The following is a 17,426-nucleotide window of genomic DNA, read 5'->3' on the forward strand; positions in this document are numbered from 1 at the left end:
TAGAAGTCCAGCTCTCATTTCCATCTCGCAGAAGCAGATTTGTAAGGGGCCGGAACGCCAAGGCAATGCCCCGAAAACATGTCGCGTGACGAGCCCTGTTCGAACTTGAGGCGCGCGAATGGACTCGTGCGTCGTCATTCTGCGGTATCACGGGGATATCAGTCAGCCTCGCGAAGTCTGTAGCCGACTCCCGTCTCGGTACGGATGTAATGGGGCTGCTCGGGATCGGGTTCGATCTTCTGGCGCAACTGGCGGACATAGACCCGAAGATACTGCACATCCTGCACCTCGCCCCAGACCTGTTTCATCAGGAAGTTGTGGGTCAGCACCTTGCCGGCATGCTGAACCAGCGCGCGCAGTATGTCGTATTCCTTGGGCGAGAGCTTGACCTCCTGGCCCTCGACTTTGACGATCCGCCGCACCAGGTCGACCGAAAGCGCGCCGGTCTGAAACACCGGCTTTTCGCCCTGCTGCTGCAGCCTGTGGCGCAGCGCCACGCGGATGCGCGCGATGAGTTCGTTGACGCCAAAAGGCTTTGTCACATAGTCGTCGGCACCAAGGTCGAGCGCTTCGACTATGCCTGCCTCATCGGTGCGGCTTGACAGGATGACGATGGGCACGGTGCTTCCTTCGGTGCGCCAACGCTTCAACAGGTCTTGCCCCGGAATATCGGGCAGGCCGAGATCGAGAACCACCAGGTCAGGCGCATCATTCGTCATTTCCGCAAGCGCCGTTCGGCCGTTCGGCGCGTCGATGATGGCATATCCCTGCGTGGAGAGCCCGGCGCGCAGCAGCTTGCGGATCGGCTGCTCGTCATCGACGACAAGGATCCTGGTCTGCTGGGCGTTCATCGCGGGTCTCCTGGCTGTTCGGGCAATCTCATGCGGATGGTGAAAACCGCGCCCTTGCGGTCGGTCCGGTTGCCTGCGGTTATGGAGCCGCCCATGGCTTCGATAAAACCACGGCAAATGGCAAGGCCAAGCCCGGTGCCCGCCGGCACGCTGTCGCCCTTGCGGGCCCGGGTGAACTTGCCGAAGATGTCCTCCAGTTCGTCCGGCGCAATCCCCTCCCCCTCGTCGAGAATCTGCAAGGTCAGCGTCCTGTCACCCAGGAATGCCTGGACGCGGATCAGCGAACCCGGCCCGGAGTATTTCGCGGCGTTGTCGTACAGGTTGAACAGCACCTGCTCAAAGAGCACCGGGTCGACGCGCAACATCGGCAGGTTGGCCGGAAGATCGACTTCGACGCGATGTCCGGCAAGGATTTTCCTGGCCCGCAGCAGGGCGCTGCCGACGATCTCGTTGACGTCGTGCAGGCCGAAATTGGGAGCAATCGCCCCCGATTCCAGCCTGGTCATGTCGAGCAGATTGGCAATGAAGCGATTGAGCCGCTCCGCCTCATCCAGCACCGTTCCCAGAAGATCTTCCTTCGTCGACACCTCAAGCACGCCGGAAAACTCCTTCAGCGTTCCGGCCGCCCCCATGATCGCCGCCAGAGGCGTCTTCAGGTCGTGCGAGATCGAGGTCAGCAGTGCCGAGCGCAGCCGATCGGCCTCGACCGCCAGCCTGGCATTGTCCAGGTCCTCGACCAGATGGACCCGCTCTATGGCAAGGGCTGCCTGATCCGTCAGCGCGTCCATGAGCCGGCGCCGCTCGGGCGTCAGCAGCGGCCCCTGGCGGTCGTCGTCAATGCCGACGACGCCGATGGCGCCGCGAGCCGTACGCAACGGCATGAACAGCCGCTTGGCTCCCGGCAGGGTGTCCGCTCCACGCCCGGCCGGACGGTCGTTCTCCCACGCCCATTTCGCCGCGGCCAGGTCGGCGTCGTCGAGCGTATCCTCCGGCGGATAGCCGGCCTTCACGACGATCCGCCCTTGTTCGGGCAAGAGCAGCACCACGCGCACCTTCAGCATCGAGGCAATCTGAAAGGCTGTAGCCCACAACACGTCGTCGAGCGTTCCGGTCCCTGCCAGCTTCTTGCTGAAGAGGTAGAGATTCTCCGTCATCAGCGCGCGCTGCCGCGCAGCCAGGGCCTGCGCGCGCACGCGCGAGGTGAGGTTGCTGGCGATCACCGAGACGATCAGGAAGAAGAAGAGCGTGACGATGCTTTCCGGGTCGCCGATGGTGAACGTGTAGAGCGGAGGCAGGAAGAAGAAGTTGAAGGCGAGCGCGCTGACGATGCTGGTGAAGATACTGGGCGCCAGGCCATACCGTAGCGCGCTGACCAGAACGCCCATCAGGAACACGACACCGATATTGGCGACGTCGAGCGACTGATGCAGCGCCTCGCCCAGCACCAGGGCGACCCCAACGATCGCCGTGCTTGCGAGATAGGGCTGCAGCGAAAGCCCGCCGGCACTGGCCACCTCGACCCCCCCCCGCGCCGGTTTCGGTGCGGGGGCGCGTCCGGATATGACATGCACGCTGACGTCACCGGCGATGCGGATCAGGTCATGCGTGACCGAACCCTCGAGCCATTCGCGCCAGCGTGCCTTGTCGGAGCGCCCGACAACGACGTGGGTGACGTTGCGCGCGCGCGCATAGCGCATGATGTCTTCGGCTACGGCCCGGCCAGGCAGCGTGACGGCCTCCGCCCCCAGCGCCTCGGCCAGCCGCATGGTGCTTGCAAGCTGGTCGCGTTCGGCCTCGGAGAAGCGCGCCGAGCGCGCCGTCTCGATCGTCACCACCGACCACGGCGCGCGCAGGCGCTCGGCCAGGCGACGGCCGTAGCGCACGAGAGCCTGGGAGCGCGGCGCCTCATCGACGCAGACAAACACGCGGTCACCAGCGGCCCACGGCCCCTCGATGGCGTTCTCGCGCATGTGGCTGACCAGTTGCTCGTCGACGCGCTGCGCCGTGCAACGCAACGCAAGCTCGCGCAGGGCCGTAAGGTTTCCCGGCTTGAAATAGTTCTCGATGGCGCTCCTCGCCGTCGCGGGCATATAGACCTTGCCCTGCTTCAGCCTCTCGATCAGGTCACCGGGTGTCAGGTCGACGACCTCGATCTCATCGGCGCGGTCGATGATGGAGTCCGGCACAGTTTCGCGCACGCGCACGCGCGTGATTTGCGCGACGATGTCGTTCAGGCTTTCGACATGCTGGATGTTGACGGTCGTGTAGACGTCTATGCCGGCAGCCAGAAGTTCCTCGATATCGAGATAGCGTTTGGGGTGGCGGGTGCCGGGCGCATTGGTGTGGGCCAGCTCGTCGACCAGCACCAGTGCCGGCCGCCGTGCCAGGATGGCATCGAGATCCATCTCCTCCAGCGTTCGGCCGTGATAGGGTACGGCCACTCGCGGGATGATCTCGAAGCCCTCGAGGAGTGCCTCCGTTTCCTTGCGCCCGTGCGTCTCGACCACGCCGATGACCACATCCACGCCCTCGGCCTGGCGCGCGCGCGCCGAAAGCAGCATCTCAAACGTCTTGCCGACGCCAGGCGCAGCACCAAGGAAAATGCGCAGCTTGCCGCGCAGCTCGCGCTCCGCAGCTTCCAGAAGCGCATCCGGCGATGGACGCCTGTCGATGTCGTCGACCATTTATGTCACTCGGTCCCGGGCGCTCGGCCCGTCTCGTTCCTCAGCCTACAGCGCACCGAGGTCGATCGGAACGCACTTGTGTGGCTACTCCTTCGCCAGCGCATCGAGCGCGCGGTTGAGCGCCAGCACGTTGACGCGAGGCTCGCCGATAATGCCGAACATCGGCTTCTCGATATGGGCGACCACCAGATCATGCAGCCGATTCTCGGCCATGTTGCGCGCCTTGGCAACGCGCGGCACCTGGAACAACGCAGCGTCCGGCGAAATGTCCGGGTCGAGGCCGCTGCCGCTGGTGGTCACCAGATCGATCGGCACCTGCTGGCCGGGATTTTCTGCCTTCAGCCGTTCCATGTCGCCCTTCACGCGTTCGATCAGCGCCGGGTTCGACGGGCCAAGATTGGAGCCCACCGAGTTGGCGGCATTGTAGGGCGCAGCCACCGTCTTCGACGGATCAGCCGGATCAGGAGCAACCGTCGCCGACGGACGTCCGTGGAAATAGCGGTCGCTGGTGAAATTCTGGCCTATCAGCTGGGAGCCGATCACCGTGCCGTTCTCTGTGATCAGGCTGCCCGCCGCTTGTTTCGGAAACAGCACCCCGGCAAGGCCCGTCATGGCAAGCGGATAGGCGAGGCCCGTGATGGCGGTGAAGGCAACGATCATGACCAGCGCAGGGCGAAGTTGCTTGAGCATAGCAGTCTTCCTTATGCGAGGCCGAAAGCTGACACGACCATGTCGATGGCCTTGATGCCGACGAAGGGTACGATGATGCCGCCCAGACCATAGATCAGGAGATTGCGGCGCAGCAGCACCACCGCCCCGACCGCCCGGTATCTTACGCCGCGCAGCGCCAGCGGTATCAGCACGATGATGATCAGCGCGTTGAAGATGATTGCCGACAGGATCGCCGATTGCGGCGTCGACAGGTTCATGATGTTCATCACCTGCAGTTGCGGGTAGAAGGCTAAGAACATCGCCGGGATAATCGCGAAATATTTGGCGATGTCATTGGCGATGGAGAAGGTCGTCAGCGCACCACGCGTCATCAGGAGCTGCTTTCCGATCTCAACGATCTCGATCAGCTTGGTCGGGTCCGAGTCGAGATCGACCATGTTCCCGGCCTCGCGCGCCGCCACCGTTCCGGTGTTCATGGCGACCCCGACGTCGGCCTGAGCGAGCGCCGGCGCATCGTTGGTGCCGTCGCCGCACATGGCGACCAGCTTACCCTTGGCTTGTTCGGCGCGGATCAGCTGCAGCTTGTTTTCGGGCGTCGCCTGCGCAAGGAAATCGTCGACGCCAGCTTCGGCGGCGATGGCAGCGGCCGTCATCGGGTTGTCGCCGGTGATCATCACCGTGCGAATGCCCATTCGCCGCAGTTCGGCGAAGCGCTCCCGAATGCCACCCTTGACGATGTCCTTCAGGTGGATGACGCCGAGCAGTCGCCCATCGCGCGCCACTGCCAGCGGCGTGCCGCCGACCTTGGCGATCTCATCGGCGATGGCGCGGGTCTCGGCGACGCTGCCGCTGGCAGATCGCATCACCACTTGCGACGAGGCACGGGCCAGCGTCGCATCCGAATATTTGGCGACATGGGCGAGGATGGCATCCACGGCGCCCTTGCGGATCGAGCTGCCGTCCACGTCGACGCCGCTCATACACGTCTGCGCAGTGAAGGGCACGAAATGCGCATGCAGGGCTCCCATATCGCGCCCACGGATGCCGTATTTTTCCTTGGCCAGCACCACGATGGAACGCCCTTCCGGCGTCTCGTCGGCAAGCGAAGCAAGCTGGGCCGCATCGGCCAGCTCGCGTTCGCTGACGCCGCTCACCGGCTTGAATTCGGCAGCCTGTCGGTTGCCGAGCGTGATGGTGCCGGTCTTGTCGAGAAGCAGCGTGTCTACGTCGCCCGCCGCCTCAACGGCCCGGCCCGACATGGCGAGCACGTTGAAGCGCACGAGACGGTCCATGCCGGCGATGCCGATGGCCGACAGCAAAGCACCGATTGTGGTGGGGATGAGCGTCACGAACAGCGCCACCAGCACCACGACGGGGATGGTGCCGCCCGAATAGGTGGCAAAGCTCGGGATAGTGACGGTCGCCAGCACGAAGATCAGCGTCAAGCCGGCGAGCAGGATGTTGAGTGCGATCTCGTTCGGCGTCTTCTGGCGCTCGGCCCCTTCCACCAGCGAGATCATGCGATCCAGGAAGGTCGAGCCGGCGGCCGCAGTGATGCGCACGCGGATCCAGTCGGAGAGGACCTGCGTGCCGCCGGTGACGGCGGAGCGGTCACCGCCCGATTCGCGGATCACCGGCGCCGATTCTCCAGTAATCGCCGCTTCGTTTACCGAGGCCACTCCTTCGATCACCTCGCCGTCCGAGGGGATGATGTCGCCGGCCTCGACCAGAACCACGTCGTCAACCTTGAGGCAGGCACCAGGAACCAGCGTGAAGTCGGTGCGATCCTTGCCTGTCAGCAGCTTGGCCTGTGTTTCGGTGCGCGTGCGGCGCAAAGAATCCGCCTGCGCCTTTCCGCGACCCTCGGCTACGGCCTCGGCGAAATTGGCGAACAGCACCGTGAACCACAGCCACAGGATGATCTGGAACGAAAAAGCAAGGTGGCCCTGGCCGATCGCCAGATCCTTCAGGAACAGCACCGTGGTCAGCAGCGACACCGCGGCGACGACGAATATCACCGGGTTTCTGGCCAGCGAGCGCGGATCGAGCTTGGCAACGGCAGAACGTGCGGCCGGCAAGAGAATGGCCGCATCGAGAAGGCTTGGCGGTTTGATATGACTCATTGGCTTGTCTCGACCTAGAAGGTGTGGCCGGCCAGCATCGCGAAATGTTCGGCGAGGGGTCCAAGCGCCAGCGCCGGGAGGAAGGTGAGGCCGCCGACGATCAATATGACGCCGACCAGCAGCCCGACGAAAAGTCCGCCATCCGTGGGGAACGTACCCGCCGATGCCGGAACGGTCTTCTTGGCTGCCAGCGATCCCGCGATGGCCATTGCGGGAACAATCACCAGGAAGCGGCCCATCAGCATGGCAATGCCGATGGTGAGGTTGTACCAGGGGGTATCTCCGTTTAGGCCGGCGAAGGCCGAACCGTTGTTCGCGGTCGCGGAGGTGTAGGTGTAGAGAACTTCCGAAAAGCCATGAGGTCCTGGGTTGGCAATCGAGGCCACGGCCGAAGGCAGTACCGTGGCGACAGCGGTGAAGCCGAGCATGGACAGCGGCAGGCACAACATGGCCAGAACCGCCATCTTCACTTCCTTGGCCTCGATCTTCTTGCCGAGATATTCGGGCGTGCGCCCGACCATCAGGCCGGCGACGAAAATGGCGATGATGACGAAGATGAGGATGCCATAAAGGCCGGCGCCGACGCCTCCGACAATGATCTCGCCGAGTTCCATGTTGATCAGCGGAATCATGCCGCCGAGCGCGGTGAAGCTGTCGTGCATGGCGTTGACGGCACCGCAAGAAGCCGCCGTTGTGACCACGGCAAAGAGCGCCGAGAGCGGAATGCCGAAGCGCACCTCCTTGCCTTCCATGTTGCCGCCACTGAGGCCGAGCCGGTTGAGCAGCGGATTGCCGGCAGCTTCCGCCCAATAGGCGATGACGACGCCGGCGATGAACAGCACACCCATGGCGGCCAGGATTGCCCAGCCCTGGCGCTGATTGCCGACCATACGACCGAAGACATTGGTCAGCGCGGCGCCGATCGCGAAGATGGTCACCATCTGCACGAGGTTGCTCAGCGCGTCCGGGTTTTCAAAGGGATGCGCGGAGTTGACGTTGAAGAAACCGCCGCCATTGGTGCCCAGCATCTTGATCGCAAGCTGCGAGGCCACCGGGCCGACCGCGATCGTCTGGCGCGCGCCTTCCAGCGTGGTCGCCTCGACATAGGCACCCAGCGTCTGCGGCACGCCGCGAAACACGTAGAAGAGCGTCAACAGCACGCACAGCGGCAGCAGGACGTAGAGCGTCGACCGGGTGAGATCGACCCAGAAATTGCCGACCGACTTCGCCGAATGGCGCGCAAAGCCGCGCACCAGTGCGATGGCCAGTGCCATGCCGGTCGCGGCGGACGCGAAATTCTGCACCGTCAGCCCTGCCATCTGCACGAGGTAGGACATGGTGGTTTCGCCGGCGTAGTTCTGCCAGTTGGTATTGGTGATGAAGCTGGCGGCCGTATTGAAGGCCAACGCGGGATCGACGGCGCCCATTCGTTCGGGATTGAACGGCAGCCCGCCCTGGAAGCGCTGAAGCGCATAGAGAACGAGCAGGCCGAACAGATTGAAAACCAGCATGCCGGCGACATAAGTCGTCCAATGATGCTCCTCCCGCTCATCCGTTCCAGCAAGCCGGTAGAGCAGCGTCTCAACAGGAACGAGCAGCGGCGACAAGAGAGTGCGCTCGCCCTGATAGACCCGCCTCATGTAGCCACCCAACGGCCTTACGAGCAAAACAACGATCCCGCAGTAGATCAGGATCTGTATCCAACCATTGAGCGTCATGGTCTTTCCGCTTTCACAATCATGCGCGACCCGTCAGAAATACTCGGGTCGAAGGAGGGCGAAGACGAGATAGATGATGATCAGCAGGCTGACACCGCCGCCGAGCAGGTAGTCGATCAGCATGGCAACTCCCTCCTACAGGCGATCACAGCCCAAGGCGTAGGCGTAGAGCAGCACGAACGAGACGATGCCGATCGCCAGGAAGATGATGTCCGACATCGTTTGCCCCATACAACGCTTACGCCGGCGCTGTTGCGCTAGGCGTCACCAAAAAATACGCCGACCACAACGACGGGCGGCTCGTCAAATGCCGACGGAAAATGTCACCGGCGACATAAAGGTTCGAGTCACTCAGGCCGATGAAGAAATAGGAATTTCATATAGAGCCGCGGCGTTCGGCGGCAACGGGCTCAGCCCCCACACCTATGCGGTAGCGGGCGCGATCCGGCGCGGTACAGGCCAGACTTCGCAGGCGGCGGGGGCGCGGCCGCGACAGCCGGTCATACGAACGAAAAAGGCGGGTGTCGCCACCCGCCTTCATTCGATACTTTCGTTATCCTGCAGCTATCAGGCCGGCAGGATCGCGCCTTCCAGCGTGGTGAGCTGGGCCAAAAAGGCCTCCGCGCGGGTCTTGCCCTCGTCGTCCTTGGCGTCGGCCGCGTCCTCGCGGGCCTCCTGGATGCGGCGAGCGAGATCGGCGCGGTCGATGTCCTTCACGGCCGTTGCCGATTCGGCAAGCAGCGTGCAGCCCGACGGCAGGATGTCGGCGAACCCGCCGAACACGACGTAGCGCTCTTCCTGGCCGCTGACCGACTTCACCGTGACGACGCCCGGCTTGATGGTGGTCATCACCGGCGCATGCTTGGCCAGAACCGTCATCTCGCCTTCCGCGCTCGGAATGACGACGGACTGAACCTCTTCCGAGACAAGCAGCCGCTCGGGCGAGACCAGTTCGAATTTGAAAGCTTCAGCCATGATGTCTCACAAAGTTCGGAACCCGGTTGGGCATACGTTTCGACGCATGCCCCGAAGCGCGGGCTGAACCCGCCCGCGCCGTTTGGCAGTTCGTCTCATGCCGCTTCTGCGGCCAGACGCTGGGCCTTCTCGATGGCCATGTCGATCGAGCCGACCATGTAGAACGCCGCTTCCGGCAGGTGGTCGTATTCGCCTTCGACCAGACCCTTGAACGAGCGGATCGTGTCTTCCAGCGGCACGAGCTGGCCCGGCGAGCCGGTGAACACTTCGGCGACGAAGAACGGCTGCGACAGGAAGCGCTCGACCTTACGGGCGCGGGCGACCGTGATCTTGTCCTCTTCCGACAGCTCGTCCATGCCCAGGATGGCGATGATGTCCTGCAGCGACTTGTAGCGCTGGAGGATTTCCTGCACGCGGCGGGCGACGTTGTAGTGCTCTTCGCCGACGATCAGCGGGTCAAGCATACGCGAGGTGGAGTCGAGCGGGTCGACGGCCGGGTAGATGCCCTTTTCGGAGATCGCGCGGTTAAGCACGGTCGTCGCGTCAAGGTGCGCGAACGACGTCGCCGGCGCCGGGTCGGTCAAGTCGTCGGCCGGCACGTAGATGGCCTGCACGGACGTGATCGAGCCCTTGTTGGTGGTGGTGATGCGTTCCTGCATCTGACCCATGTCGGTGGCGAGCGTCGGCTGATAGCCCACGGCCGAAGGAATACGGCCGAGAAGCGCCGACACTTCCGAACCCGCCTGGGTGAAGCGGAAGATGTTGTCCACGAAGAACAGCACGTCCTGGCCCTGGTCGCGGAAGTGCTCAGCGATGGTCAGGCCGGAGAGAGCGACGCGGGCGCGCGCACCGGGCGGCTCGTTCATCTGGCCGAACACCAGGGCGCACTTGGAACCTTCGGTCGAGCCGTTGTTCTCGTGCGGGTCCTTGTTCACGCCCGATTCGATCATTTCGTGGTAGAGGTCGTTGCCCTCGCGGGTACGCTCGCCCACGCCGGCGAACACGGAATAACCGCCGTGCGCCTTCGCAACGTTGTTGATCAGTTCCTGGATCAGAACGGTCTTGCCGACGCCGGCGCCGCCGAACAGGCCGATCTTACCACCGCGGGCATAAGGCGCGAGCAGGTCGACGACCTTGATGCCGGTGACGAGGATCTGAGCTTCCGTCGACTGGTCGACATAATCCGGGGCCGGCTGGTGGATGGCGCGGCGTACCTTGGTCTTAACCGGGCCGGCTTCGTCCACCGGCTCGCCGATGACGTTCATGATGCGGCCGAGCGTCTCGTCGCCGACCGGAACCGTGATCGGGCCGCCGGTGTCGGTGACAGCCTGGCCGCGAACCAGACCTTCCGAAATATCCATGGCGATGCAGCGAACGGTGTTTTCGCCGAGGTGCTGCGCCACTTCGAGAATGAGGCGATGGCCGCCGTTGTCGGTCTCGAGGGCGTTCAGGATCGGCGGCAGTTCACCATCGAACTGCACGTCGACGACGGCGCCGATAACCTGCGAGATGCGGCCGGCCGCACCCTTGCTCTGCACTGCGGCCGAAGCCTTCGTAGCAGCCGCCTTGGCGGGCGCTGCCTTCTTTGCTGCCGGGGCCTTTTCGGCCGCCGGTGCCGCTTTAGGTGTAGCTGCTTTAGCCATGCTGTAACCTCTTGGTCCGTTTCTGTTTCCACATGAGCCGCCGGGAAAGCTCGCTTCCCGGCCTCATGTGCTAGAGCGCTTCCGCGCCCGAAATGATTTCGATGAGTTCCTTGGTGATCTGCGCCTGGCGCTGGCGGTTGTACGTGATCGTCAGCTTGTTGATCATGTCGCCCGCGTTGCGCGTCGCATTGTCCATGGCGCTCATCTTGGCGCCCATTTCGCCGGCAGCGTTCTCGAGCAGCGCCCGGAAAATCTGCACCGAAATGTTGCGCGGGATGAGGTCGCTCAGGATTTCACCCGGCTCCGGCTCGTATTCGTAGACAGCGCCGCCGGCCACGCCCGCATCAGCCCCCGTGGCGGGTGCTGCGGCAGGGATGAGCTGCAGCGCGGTCGGAACCTGGCTGATCACCGACTTGAACTCGGAATAGAACAGCGTGCAGACGTCGAAGCCGCCCTGGTTGAACAGGGAGATCACCTTCTTGGCGATGGCGTCGGCGTTAGCGAAGCCGATCGTCTTGACCTCACGCAGCTCGATGCGATCGATGATCAGCGAGCTGAAGTCGCGGCGAAGGATGTCGTAGCCCTTCTTGCCGACCGTGATGATCTTGACCGTCTTGCCGTTGGCCTTGAGCTTGCGGACATGCTCGCGAGCCAGACGCGAAATCTGGCTGTTGAAGCCGCCGCACAGGCCGCGCTCGGCCGTGCAGACGACGAGCAGGTGCACGTCGTCCTTGCCGGTCCCGGCCATCAGTGCAGGCGCGTCGCCATTGGTGCCGACCGCCTGGGTGATGTTGGCCAGAACCGCACTCATGCGCTGCGAATACGGCCTGGCTGCTTCCGCCGCCTCCTGGGCGCGGCGCAGCTTCGCCGCGGCGACCATCTGCATCGCCTTGGTGATCTTCTGCGTCGCCTTGACCGAGGCGATACGGTTTCGGAGGTCCTTTAGAGAAGCCATGCCTTATCCGTCAGCCTCAGGCGAAGTTTTTCGCGAAAGCGTCGATGTGAGCCTTGAGCTTGGCCTTGAGGTCGTCGCTCAGCGCCTTCTCCTTGCGGATGCCGTCGAGGACTTCCTTGCCTTCCGCCCGCATGTGCGAAAGCAGACCCTGCTCGAACTTGCCGACCTGGTTGAGGGCCAGCTTGTCGAGGTAGCCGTTGACGCCGGCGTAGATCACCACGACCTGCTCTTCCGTCTTCAGCGGCGAGAACTGCGGCTGCTTCAGGAGCTCGGTCAGGCGAGCGCCGCGGTTCAGCAGGCGCTGCGTGGCAGCGTCGAGGTCGGAACCGAACTGCGCAAACGCCGCCATTTCGCGGTACTGCGCGAGCTCGCCCTTGATCGAGCCTGCAACCTGCTTCATCGCCTTGATCTGGGCCGACGAGCCGACGCGCGACACCGACAGACCCACGTTCACGGCCGGACGGATACCCTGGAAGAACAGGTTCGTCTCGAGGAAGATCTGGCCGTCGGTGATCGAGATCACGTTGGTCGGAATGTAGGCCGACACGTCGTTGGCCTGGGTTTCAATGACCGGCAGAGCCGTCAGCGAGCCATTGCCATTCTCGTCGTTGAGCTTGGCGGCGCGCTCGAGCAGACGCGAGTGCAGGTAGAAGACGTCGCCCGGGTAGGCTTCGCGGCCCGGCGGACGGCGGAGCAGCAGCGACATCTGGCGGTAGGCCACGGCCTGCTTGGACAGGTCGTCATAGCCGATCAGCGCGTGCTGGCCGTTGTCGCGGAAGTACTCGCCCATGGCGCAGCCGGCGAACGGAGCCAGGAACTGCATCGGGGCCGGGTCCGAAGCGGTCGCGGCGATGATGATCGAGTATTCGAGCGCGCCGCGCTCTTCGAGCACCTTCACGAACTGCGCGACGGTCGAGCGCTTCTGGCCGACGGCGACGTAGACGCAGAACAGCTTCTCCGAATCCGGGCCGCTCTGGTGAATGGCCTTCTGGTTCAGAATGGTGTCGAGGATGATCGCGGTCTTGCCGGTCTGACGGTCACCGATGACCAGCTCGCGCTGGCCGCGGCCGACCGGGATGAGCGCGTCGATGGCCTTGAGGCCGGTCGACATCGGCTCGTGCACCGACTTGCGGGGGATGATGCCGGGGGCCTTGACGTCGACGCGGCGACGCTCGGCGGCCTTGATCGGGCCCTTGCCGTCGATCGGGTTGCCGAGGGCGTCGACGACGCGGCCGAGCAGGCCCGGACCGACGGGGACGTCCACGATCGCGCCGGTGCGCTTGACGGTGTCGCCTTCCTTGATGTCACGGTCGTTACCGAAGATAACGACACCGACGTTGTCGCTTTCGAGGTTCAGGGCCATGCCGCGGATGCCGCCGGGGAACTCGACCATTTCGCCCGCCTGGACGTTGTCGAGACCGTAGACGCGGGCGATACCGTCGCCGACTGACAGAACCTGACCGACCTCGGAGACCTCAGCCTCCTTGCCGAAATTCTTGATCTGATCTTTTAGGATTGCGGATATTTCCGCGGCGCGGATGTCCATCAGCCGACCTCTTTCAGTGCAAGCTTGAGCGAATTGAGTTTGGTTTTGAGCGATGTGTCGATCTGGCGCGAACCCAGTTTCACGACGAGGCCGCCCAGAAGCGACGGATCAACCGTGACCGTGATCGAGACATCTTTGCCGGCAACGCCCTTGAGCGTGGCCTTCAGTTCATTTTGCTGGGGGGCGGTCAGCTCATGCGCCGACGTGATCTCGGCTGCCACCTCGCCGCGCTGCTCTGCAGCAATGCGACGGAAAGCCTTGATCATGCCCGGAACCGCGAAGAGACGACGGTTTGCCGCCGCGACACGCAGGAAGTTGCCGGCAAGGCCGTCGATCTTGGCCTTGGTGACGATGGCGTCGATCGCCTTCGCCTGCTCCTCGGCGGAGAACACCGGACTCTTGATCATGCGGGAAAGATCTTCGCTGCCTTCCAGCAAGGCCTCGAAACGACCGAGGTCGGATTCGACCTTGGCGACCTGCTTGGAATCGGCCGCCAGTTCATACAGCGAAGCCGCATAACGGTCGGCAACTGCGGAGATCGGCGAGCTAGACTGTGCCACGGTCCGTCTTTTCTCTTGTCTGACAGGCCGGAAGATTCTGGGCGCGAGTCGGTAACTCTGGCTAAATCTTTGACCTTGCTGCGTTTTATCAATCGCAGAGACACGGCTGTCGTATCCCCCGATCGAAAGTCGATTGCCGTCTAGCACAGGCCTTTCAGAGTCGCAACACGTTGAAGATGCGGCTTTCAGGCAGATTTGTCGCATCCCGGCATTGCCATGCCGGGGCAAACGTCCATTCAGCTGACGAAGCCGAAGGCGAAAGCCAGCGGCAAGGCCGCCAGGATCAGCGCGACGAGCAACCAAACCCAATTGTAAAGCGTATTGCCCCGGTCGGAAAGCATGGAGATGAGACGCCCGAAGGCTGTGAAGGCCCAAGAGAAGCCGAGCGCCAGGTAGAGCAGCGGCTGGGCGAGCAGGATGCAGCACAGGCCGAGCCCGAGATAGAAGCCCGACATGGTCGCACGCGCCTCGGCGACAGCCTCCGGCTTGTTCTCGGCCGGCTGCAGACGCAGCAGGCGCAGAGAGATCCGGGGAACGAACAGGAGCAACAGGCCGAACAGCACCGTGACCGCCGCCGAAGACCAAGCCCACCATTCGCCTTGCGACATCGGCCAGGGAAATGCGAAATCCATGATGCCCCTCCAGAATCGCAGCGTTTCGCCGCATGTTCACGCATATTATCGAGAGGGGTCCGCCGCGCCAGATGGAAAGCGGTCACACCCGCCTACAAAAAGCTCTGCGGGTCGATGTCCACCTGCACCCGGATCGAGCCGCGTACCTTCGGCCCCGCCGCCAGCATCGCCCGGATGAACCCCTGCATGTCACAGCGTCGCTCACCGTGCACCAGCAGGCGGAAGCGATGGCGGCCGGCCACCTGCGCCAACGGCGCCTCGGCCGGCCCGAGCACATGGATATCCCGTGCCTCCGGTGCCGCGCGGCGCAGCTGCCGCGCATGGCTTTCGGCCTCGGGCCGCGTGTCGGCGCTGACGATGATGCCCGCCAGCCGGCCGAAGGGCGGGAGCCCCGCGCGTTCGCGCTCGACGATCTCGCGGTCATAAAAGGCCTCGGCATCGCCCGAGACAATTGCCTGCATCACCGGATGGCCCGGCTGGTAGGTCTGCAGAAGGCCGAGCGACTTCTTGCCGGTGCGGCCGGCACGGCCTGTCACCTGGCTAAGCAGCTGGAACGTCCGTTCCGCCGCACGCGGGTCGCCATTGGCGAGGCCAAGGTCGGAGTCCACCACGCCCACCAACGTCATGTTGGGGAAATTGTGTCCCTTGGCCACAAGCTGCGTGCCGATGACGATGTCGGCTTCGCCCTTGGCGATGGCCTCCAGCTCCAGCCTGAGTCGTTTGACGCCGCCCAGCATGTCGGAGGACAGAACGATCGTGCGCGCATCGGGAAAATGCCCGACGACTTCTTCCGCGATTCGCTCCACGCCCGGGCCGCAGGCGACGAGATGGTCGAGCGTGCCGCATTCGGGGCAGGCCTCCGGCCGCTTTTCGTTGTGGCCGCAGTGATGGCAGATGAGCTGACCGCGAAACCGGTGCTCCACCAGCCAGGCCGAGCAGGACGGGCACTGGAAGCGATGGCCGCACACGCGACAGAGCGTCAAAGGTGCATAACCGCGCCGGTTGAGGAAGAGCAGCGACTGTTCGCCCCTCTCCAGCGTCTTCTGCATCTGCTCGATCAGCGCCGGAGACAAAAAGCCGCCGCGCGCAGGCGGGGCGCGGCGCAGGTCGATGGCCTTGATGTCGGGCAGCGCGGCTTCCGCAAAGCGCGCCGCCAGCACCGAGCGGGCATAACGCCCCTGCTCGGCATTCACCCGGCTTTCCACCGAAGGGGTGGCCGACGCCAGCACCACCGGAAAGCCGCCGATATGGCCGCGCACCACCGCCATGTCGCGGGCGTTGTAGAAGACGCGGTCTTCCTGCTTGTAGGCAGGGTCGTGCTCCTCGTCGACGACGATCAGGCCGAGGTTCTGGAACGGCAGGAACAGCGCCGACCGTGCACCTGCCACCACGCGAACCCCGCCTTCGGCCAACTGCCGCCAGACGCGCTCGCGCTTGCGCGGCGCAAGATCGGAGTGCCACTCGCCGGGCTTGGAGCCGAAACGGTTCTGGAAGCGCTCGAGAAAAGCCTGGGTCAGCGCGATTTCCGGCAGCAAGATCAGCACCTGCTTGCCCTTCTCAAGTGCTGCGGCCACCGCCTCGAAATAGACCTCCGTCTTGCCCGAGCCGGTGACGCCGTCGAGCAACGTGACGCTGAAGCCGTCGGCGTCGACCTTTTCGCGCAGCGTCTCGGCGGCGGCCTGCTGGTCGCCAGTGAGATCGGCTCGCGCAAATTCCGGGTCGGGCGGCGCCACCACCGGGCGCGGCGGGATCATCACCGTCTCGAACACGCCCTGCGTCTTAAGTCCGTCGATGACGGTGGAAGACACGCCGGCCGCATGTGCCAGACCCGAGCGCGTCCAGGCCATGCCGTCGGACGCCATCTCCAGCACGCGCCGGCGCGCGTCGGTCACGCGGTCAGGCTCCAATCCGGTCAGCTGCAGGCCCTCGACCCAGGGCTCGGGATCGAAGGCTTCGGGCGCGCGCAGGATCATGCGCGCCACCATGCCGGGCGGCGACAGCGTGTACGAGGCGATCCAGTCGACGAAGCGCCGCATGGCCTGATCGACCGGCGGACAGTCGAAGACATGGGAGATCTGCCGAAGCTTGCGCGCGTCCACCGCCTCGCCCGGCCCGTCCCAGACGATGCCGGCCACCTCGCGCGGCCCCAACGGCACGCGCACGATCGAGCCCGGCACCACGTTCATTCCGGCCGGCACTGCGTAGCTGTAGGGGTGCTCGGCCGGCATCGGCACCAGCACCGGCACGATCGCCGCCGGCCTATGCGACGCCAAGGTTTCGGGCGAATCTTGTTTCATGGCGCGTGACCTTGCCCGGACTTTACGTTAGAGCAAACCCCGAACAAGCGCGCGCCTCCCAAGACGCGATAATTTTGCCGATTTGCCAAGGAGACATCCCATGAAGTTTTTCGTCGATACGGCCGACGTCAAGGAAATCCGTGAACTCAACGATCTCGGCCTGCTCGACGGCGTCACCACCAATCCGTCGCTGATCCTCAAGTCCGGCCGCAACATCGCGGAAGTGACGAAGGAGATCTGCGACATCGTCGACGGTCCGGTTTCGGCCGAGGTGGCTGCCACCGAATATGCCGCGATGATGAAGGAAGCAGAGGTCCTTTCCAAGATCGCCGACAACATCTGCATCAAGGTGCCGCTGACGCTGGATGGTCTCAAGGCCTGCAAGGCGCTGACCTCCGACGGCCGCATGGTCAATGTCACGCTGTGCTTCTCCGCCAACCAGGCGCTGCTGGCCGCCAAGGCCGGCGCCACCTTCATCTCGCCCTTCATCGGCCGTCTCGACGACATGGGCTTCGACGGCATGGAACTGATCGCCGAAATCCGTCAGGTCTATGACAACTACGGCTTCGACACCGAAATCCTGGCCGCCTCGATCCGCACGGTCGAGCACGTGAAGCGCGCCGCGCTCATCGGCGCAGACGTCGCCACCATCCCGCCGGCAACGCTGAAGGCGCTGGTCAAGCACCCGCTCACCGACAAGGGCCTCGAGATGTTCCTGGCCGACTGGGCCAAGACCGGTCAGACGATCGCCTGATTATCATGCCGGGCCG

At 64.1% G+C, this 17,426-nt stretch carries 14 protein-coding genes; 1 reads left to right on the top strand and 13 read right to left on the bottom strand.

Translation table 11 applies throughout. From position 1 onward, the window contains the following. Positions 1 to 158: 158 nt before the first annotated feature. From ABLE85_RS22690 to ABLE85_RS22750, 13 genes are all read right to left on the bottom strand, one after another. Positions 159 to 851 carry a response regulator transcription factor gene (locus tag ABLE85_RS22690; protein ID WP_348794979.1) on the bottom strand — a complete coding sequence of 231 codons (693 nt, stop codon included), beginning with the start codon at positions 849 to 851 and terminating at the stop codon, positions 159 to 161. Beyond that, the gene (locus ABLE85_RS22695; RefSeq protein ID WP_348794980.1) at positions 848 to 3,535 is read right to left on the bottom strand and encodes a sensor histidine kinase KdpD; all 2,688 of its coding nucleotides are present in this window, start codon (positions 3,533 to 3,535) and stop codon (positions 848 to 850) included. Before ABLE85_RS22695 ends, ABLE85_RS22690 begins: the two co-directional genes overlap by 4 nt. Before the next feature lie 84 nt (positions 3,536 to 3,619). After that, the gene (locus ABLE85_RS22700; protein WP_348794981.1) at positions 3,620 to 4,225 is read right to left on the bottom strand and encodes a K(+)-transporting ATPase subunit C; all 606 of its coding nucleotides are present in this window, start codon (positions 4,223 to 4,225) and stop codon (positions 3,620 to 3,622) included. Positions 4,226 to 4,236: 11 nt separating this feature from the next. Then, positions 4,237 to 6,330, bottom strand: a complete 2,094-nt coding sequence (kdpB, locus tag ABLE85_RS22705) for a potassium-transporting ATPase subunit KdpB (RefSeq protein WP_348794982.1) — start codon at positions 6,328 to 6,330, stop codon at positions 4,237 to 4,239. A gap of 14 nt (positions 6,331 to 6,344) precedes the next feature. Continuing rightward, complete coding sequence (kdpA, locus tag ABLE85_RS22710; RefSeq protein ID WP_348794983.1) at positions 6,345 to 8,048, bottom strand: potassium-transporting ATPase subunit KdpA; 1,704 nt, start codon at positions 8,046 to 8,048, stop codon at positions 6,345 to 6,347. 33 nt (positions 8,049 to 8,081) lie between these two features. Beyond that, on the bottom strand, positions 8,082 to 8,171 hold the full coding sequence (locus ABLE85_RS22715; RefSeq protein ID WP_348794984.1) for a K(+)-transporting ATPase subunit F: 90 nt from the start codon (positions 8,169 to 8,171) through the stop codon (positions 8,082 to 8,084). A 444-nt stretch (positions 8,172 to 8,615) separates the two neighbouring features. Continuing rightward, positions 8,616 to 9,023, bottom strand: coding sequence for a F0F1 ATP synthase subunit epsilon (locus ABLE85_RS22720; protein ID WP_348794985.1), 408 nt, complete (start codon positions 9,021 to 9,023; stop codon positions 8,616 to 8,618). 95 nt (positions 9,024 to 9,118) lie between these two features. Next, positions 9,119 to 10,666, bottom strand: a complete 1,548-nt coding sequence (atpD, locus tag ABLE85_RS22725; protein WP_348794986.1) for a F0F1 ATP synthase subunit beta — start codon at positions 10,664 to 10,666, stop codon at positions 9,119 to 9,121. 70 nt (positions 10,667 to 10,736) lie between these two features. Then, positions 10,737 to 11,621 carry a F0F1 ATP synthase subunit gamma gene (locus ABLE85_RS22730; protein ID WP_348794987.1) on the bottom strand — a complete coding sequence of 295 codons (885 nt, stop codon included), beginning with the start codon at positions 11,619 to 11,621 and terminating at the stop codon, positions 10,737 to 10,739. A gap of 16 nt (positions 11,622 to 11,637) precedes the next feature. Continuing rightward, positions 11,638 to 13,167: a F0F1 ATP synthase subunit alpha gene (atpA, locus tag ABLE85_RS22735; RefSeq protein ID WP_348794988.1), complete on the bottom strand. Its 1,530-nt coding sequence runs from the start codon at positions 13,165 to 13,167 to the stop codon at positions 11,638 to 11,640. Next, positions 13,167 to 13,727, bottom strand: coding sequence for a F0F1 ATP synthase subunit delta (locus tag ABLE85_RS22740; RefSeq protein ID WP_348795007.1), 561 nt, complete (start codon positions 13,725 to 13,727; stop codon positions 13,167 to 13,169). The genes atpA and ABLE85_RS22740 overlap by 1 nt, the downstream gene beginning before the upstream one ends. A 236-nt stretch (positions 13,728 to 13,963) precedes the next feature. Beyond that, positions 13,964 to 14,359 carry a DUF4345 family protein gene (locus ABLE85_RS22745; protein WP_348794989.1) on the bottom strand — a complete coding sequence of 132 codons (396 nt, stop codon included), beginning with the start codon at positions 14,357 to 14,359 and terminating at the stop codon, positions 13,964 to 13,966. A 92-nt stretch (positions 14,360 to 14,451) separates the two neighbouring features. Further along, positions 14,452 to 16,656, bottom strand: a complete 2,205-nt coding sequence (locus ABLE85_RS22750; protein ID WP_348794990.1) for a primosomal protein N' — start codon at positions 16,654 to 16,656, stop codon at positions 14,452 to 14,454. 100 nt (positions 16,657 to 16,756) lie between these two features. On the opposite strand from ABLE85_RS22750, the gene fsa reads away from it, so the two are divergent. Continuing rightward, positions 16,757 to 17,410, top strand: coding sequence for a fructose-6-phosphate aldolase (gene fsa, locus ABLE85_RS22755; RefSeq protein ID WP_348794991.1), 654 nt, complete (start codon positions 16,757 to 16,759; stop codon positions 17,408 to 17,410). Positions 17,411 to 17,426: the final 16 nt, after the last annotated feature.

This window comes from Mesorhizobium sp. KR1-2, from assembly GCF_040045035.1.
In the GTDB taxonomy this organism is placed as follows: Bacteria; Pseudomonadota; Alphaproteobacteria; order Rhizobiales; family Rhizobiaceae; genus Pseudaminobacter.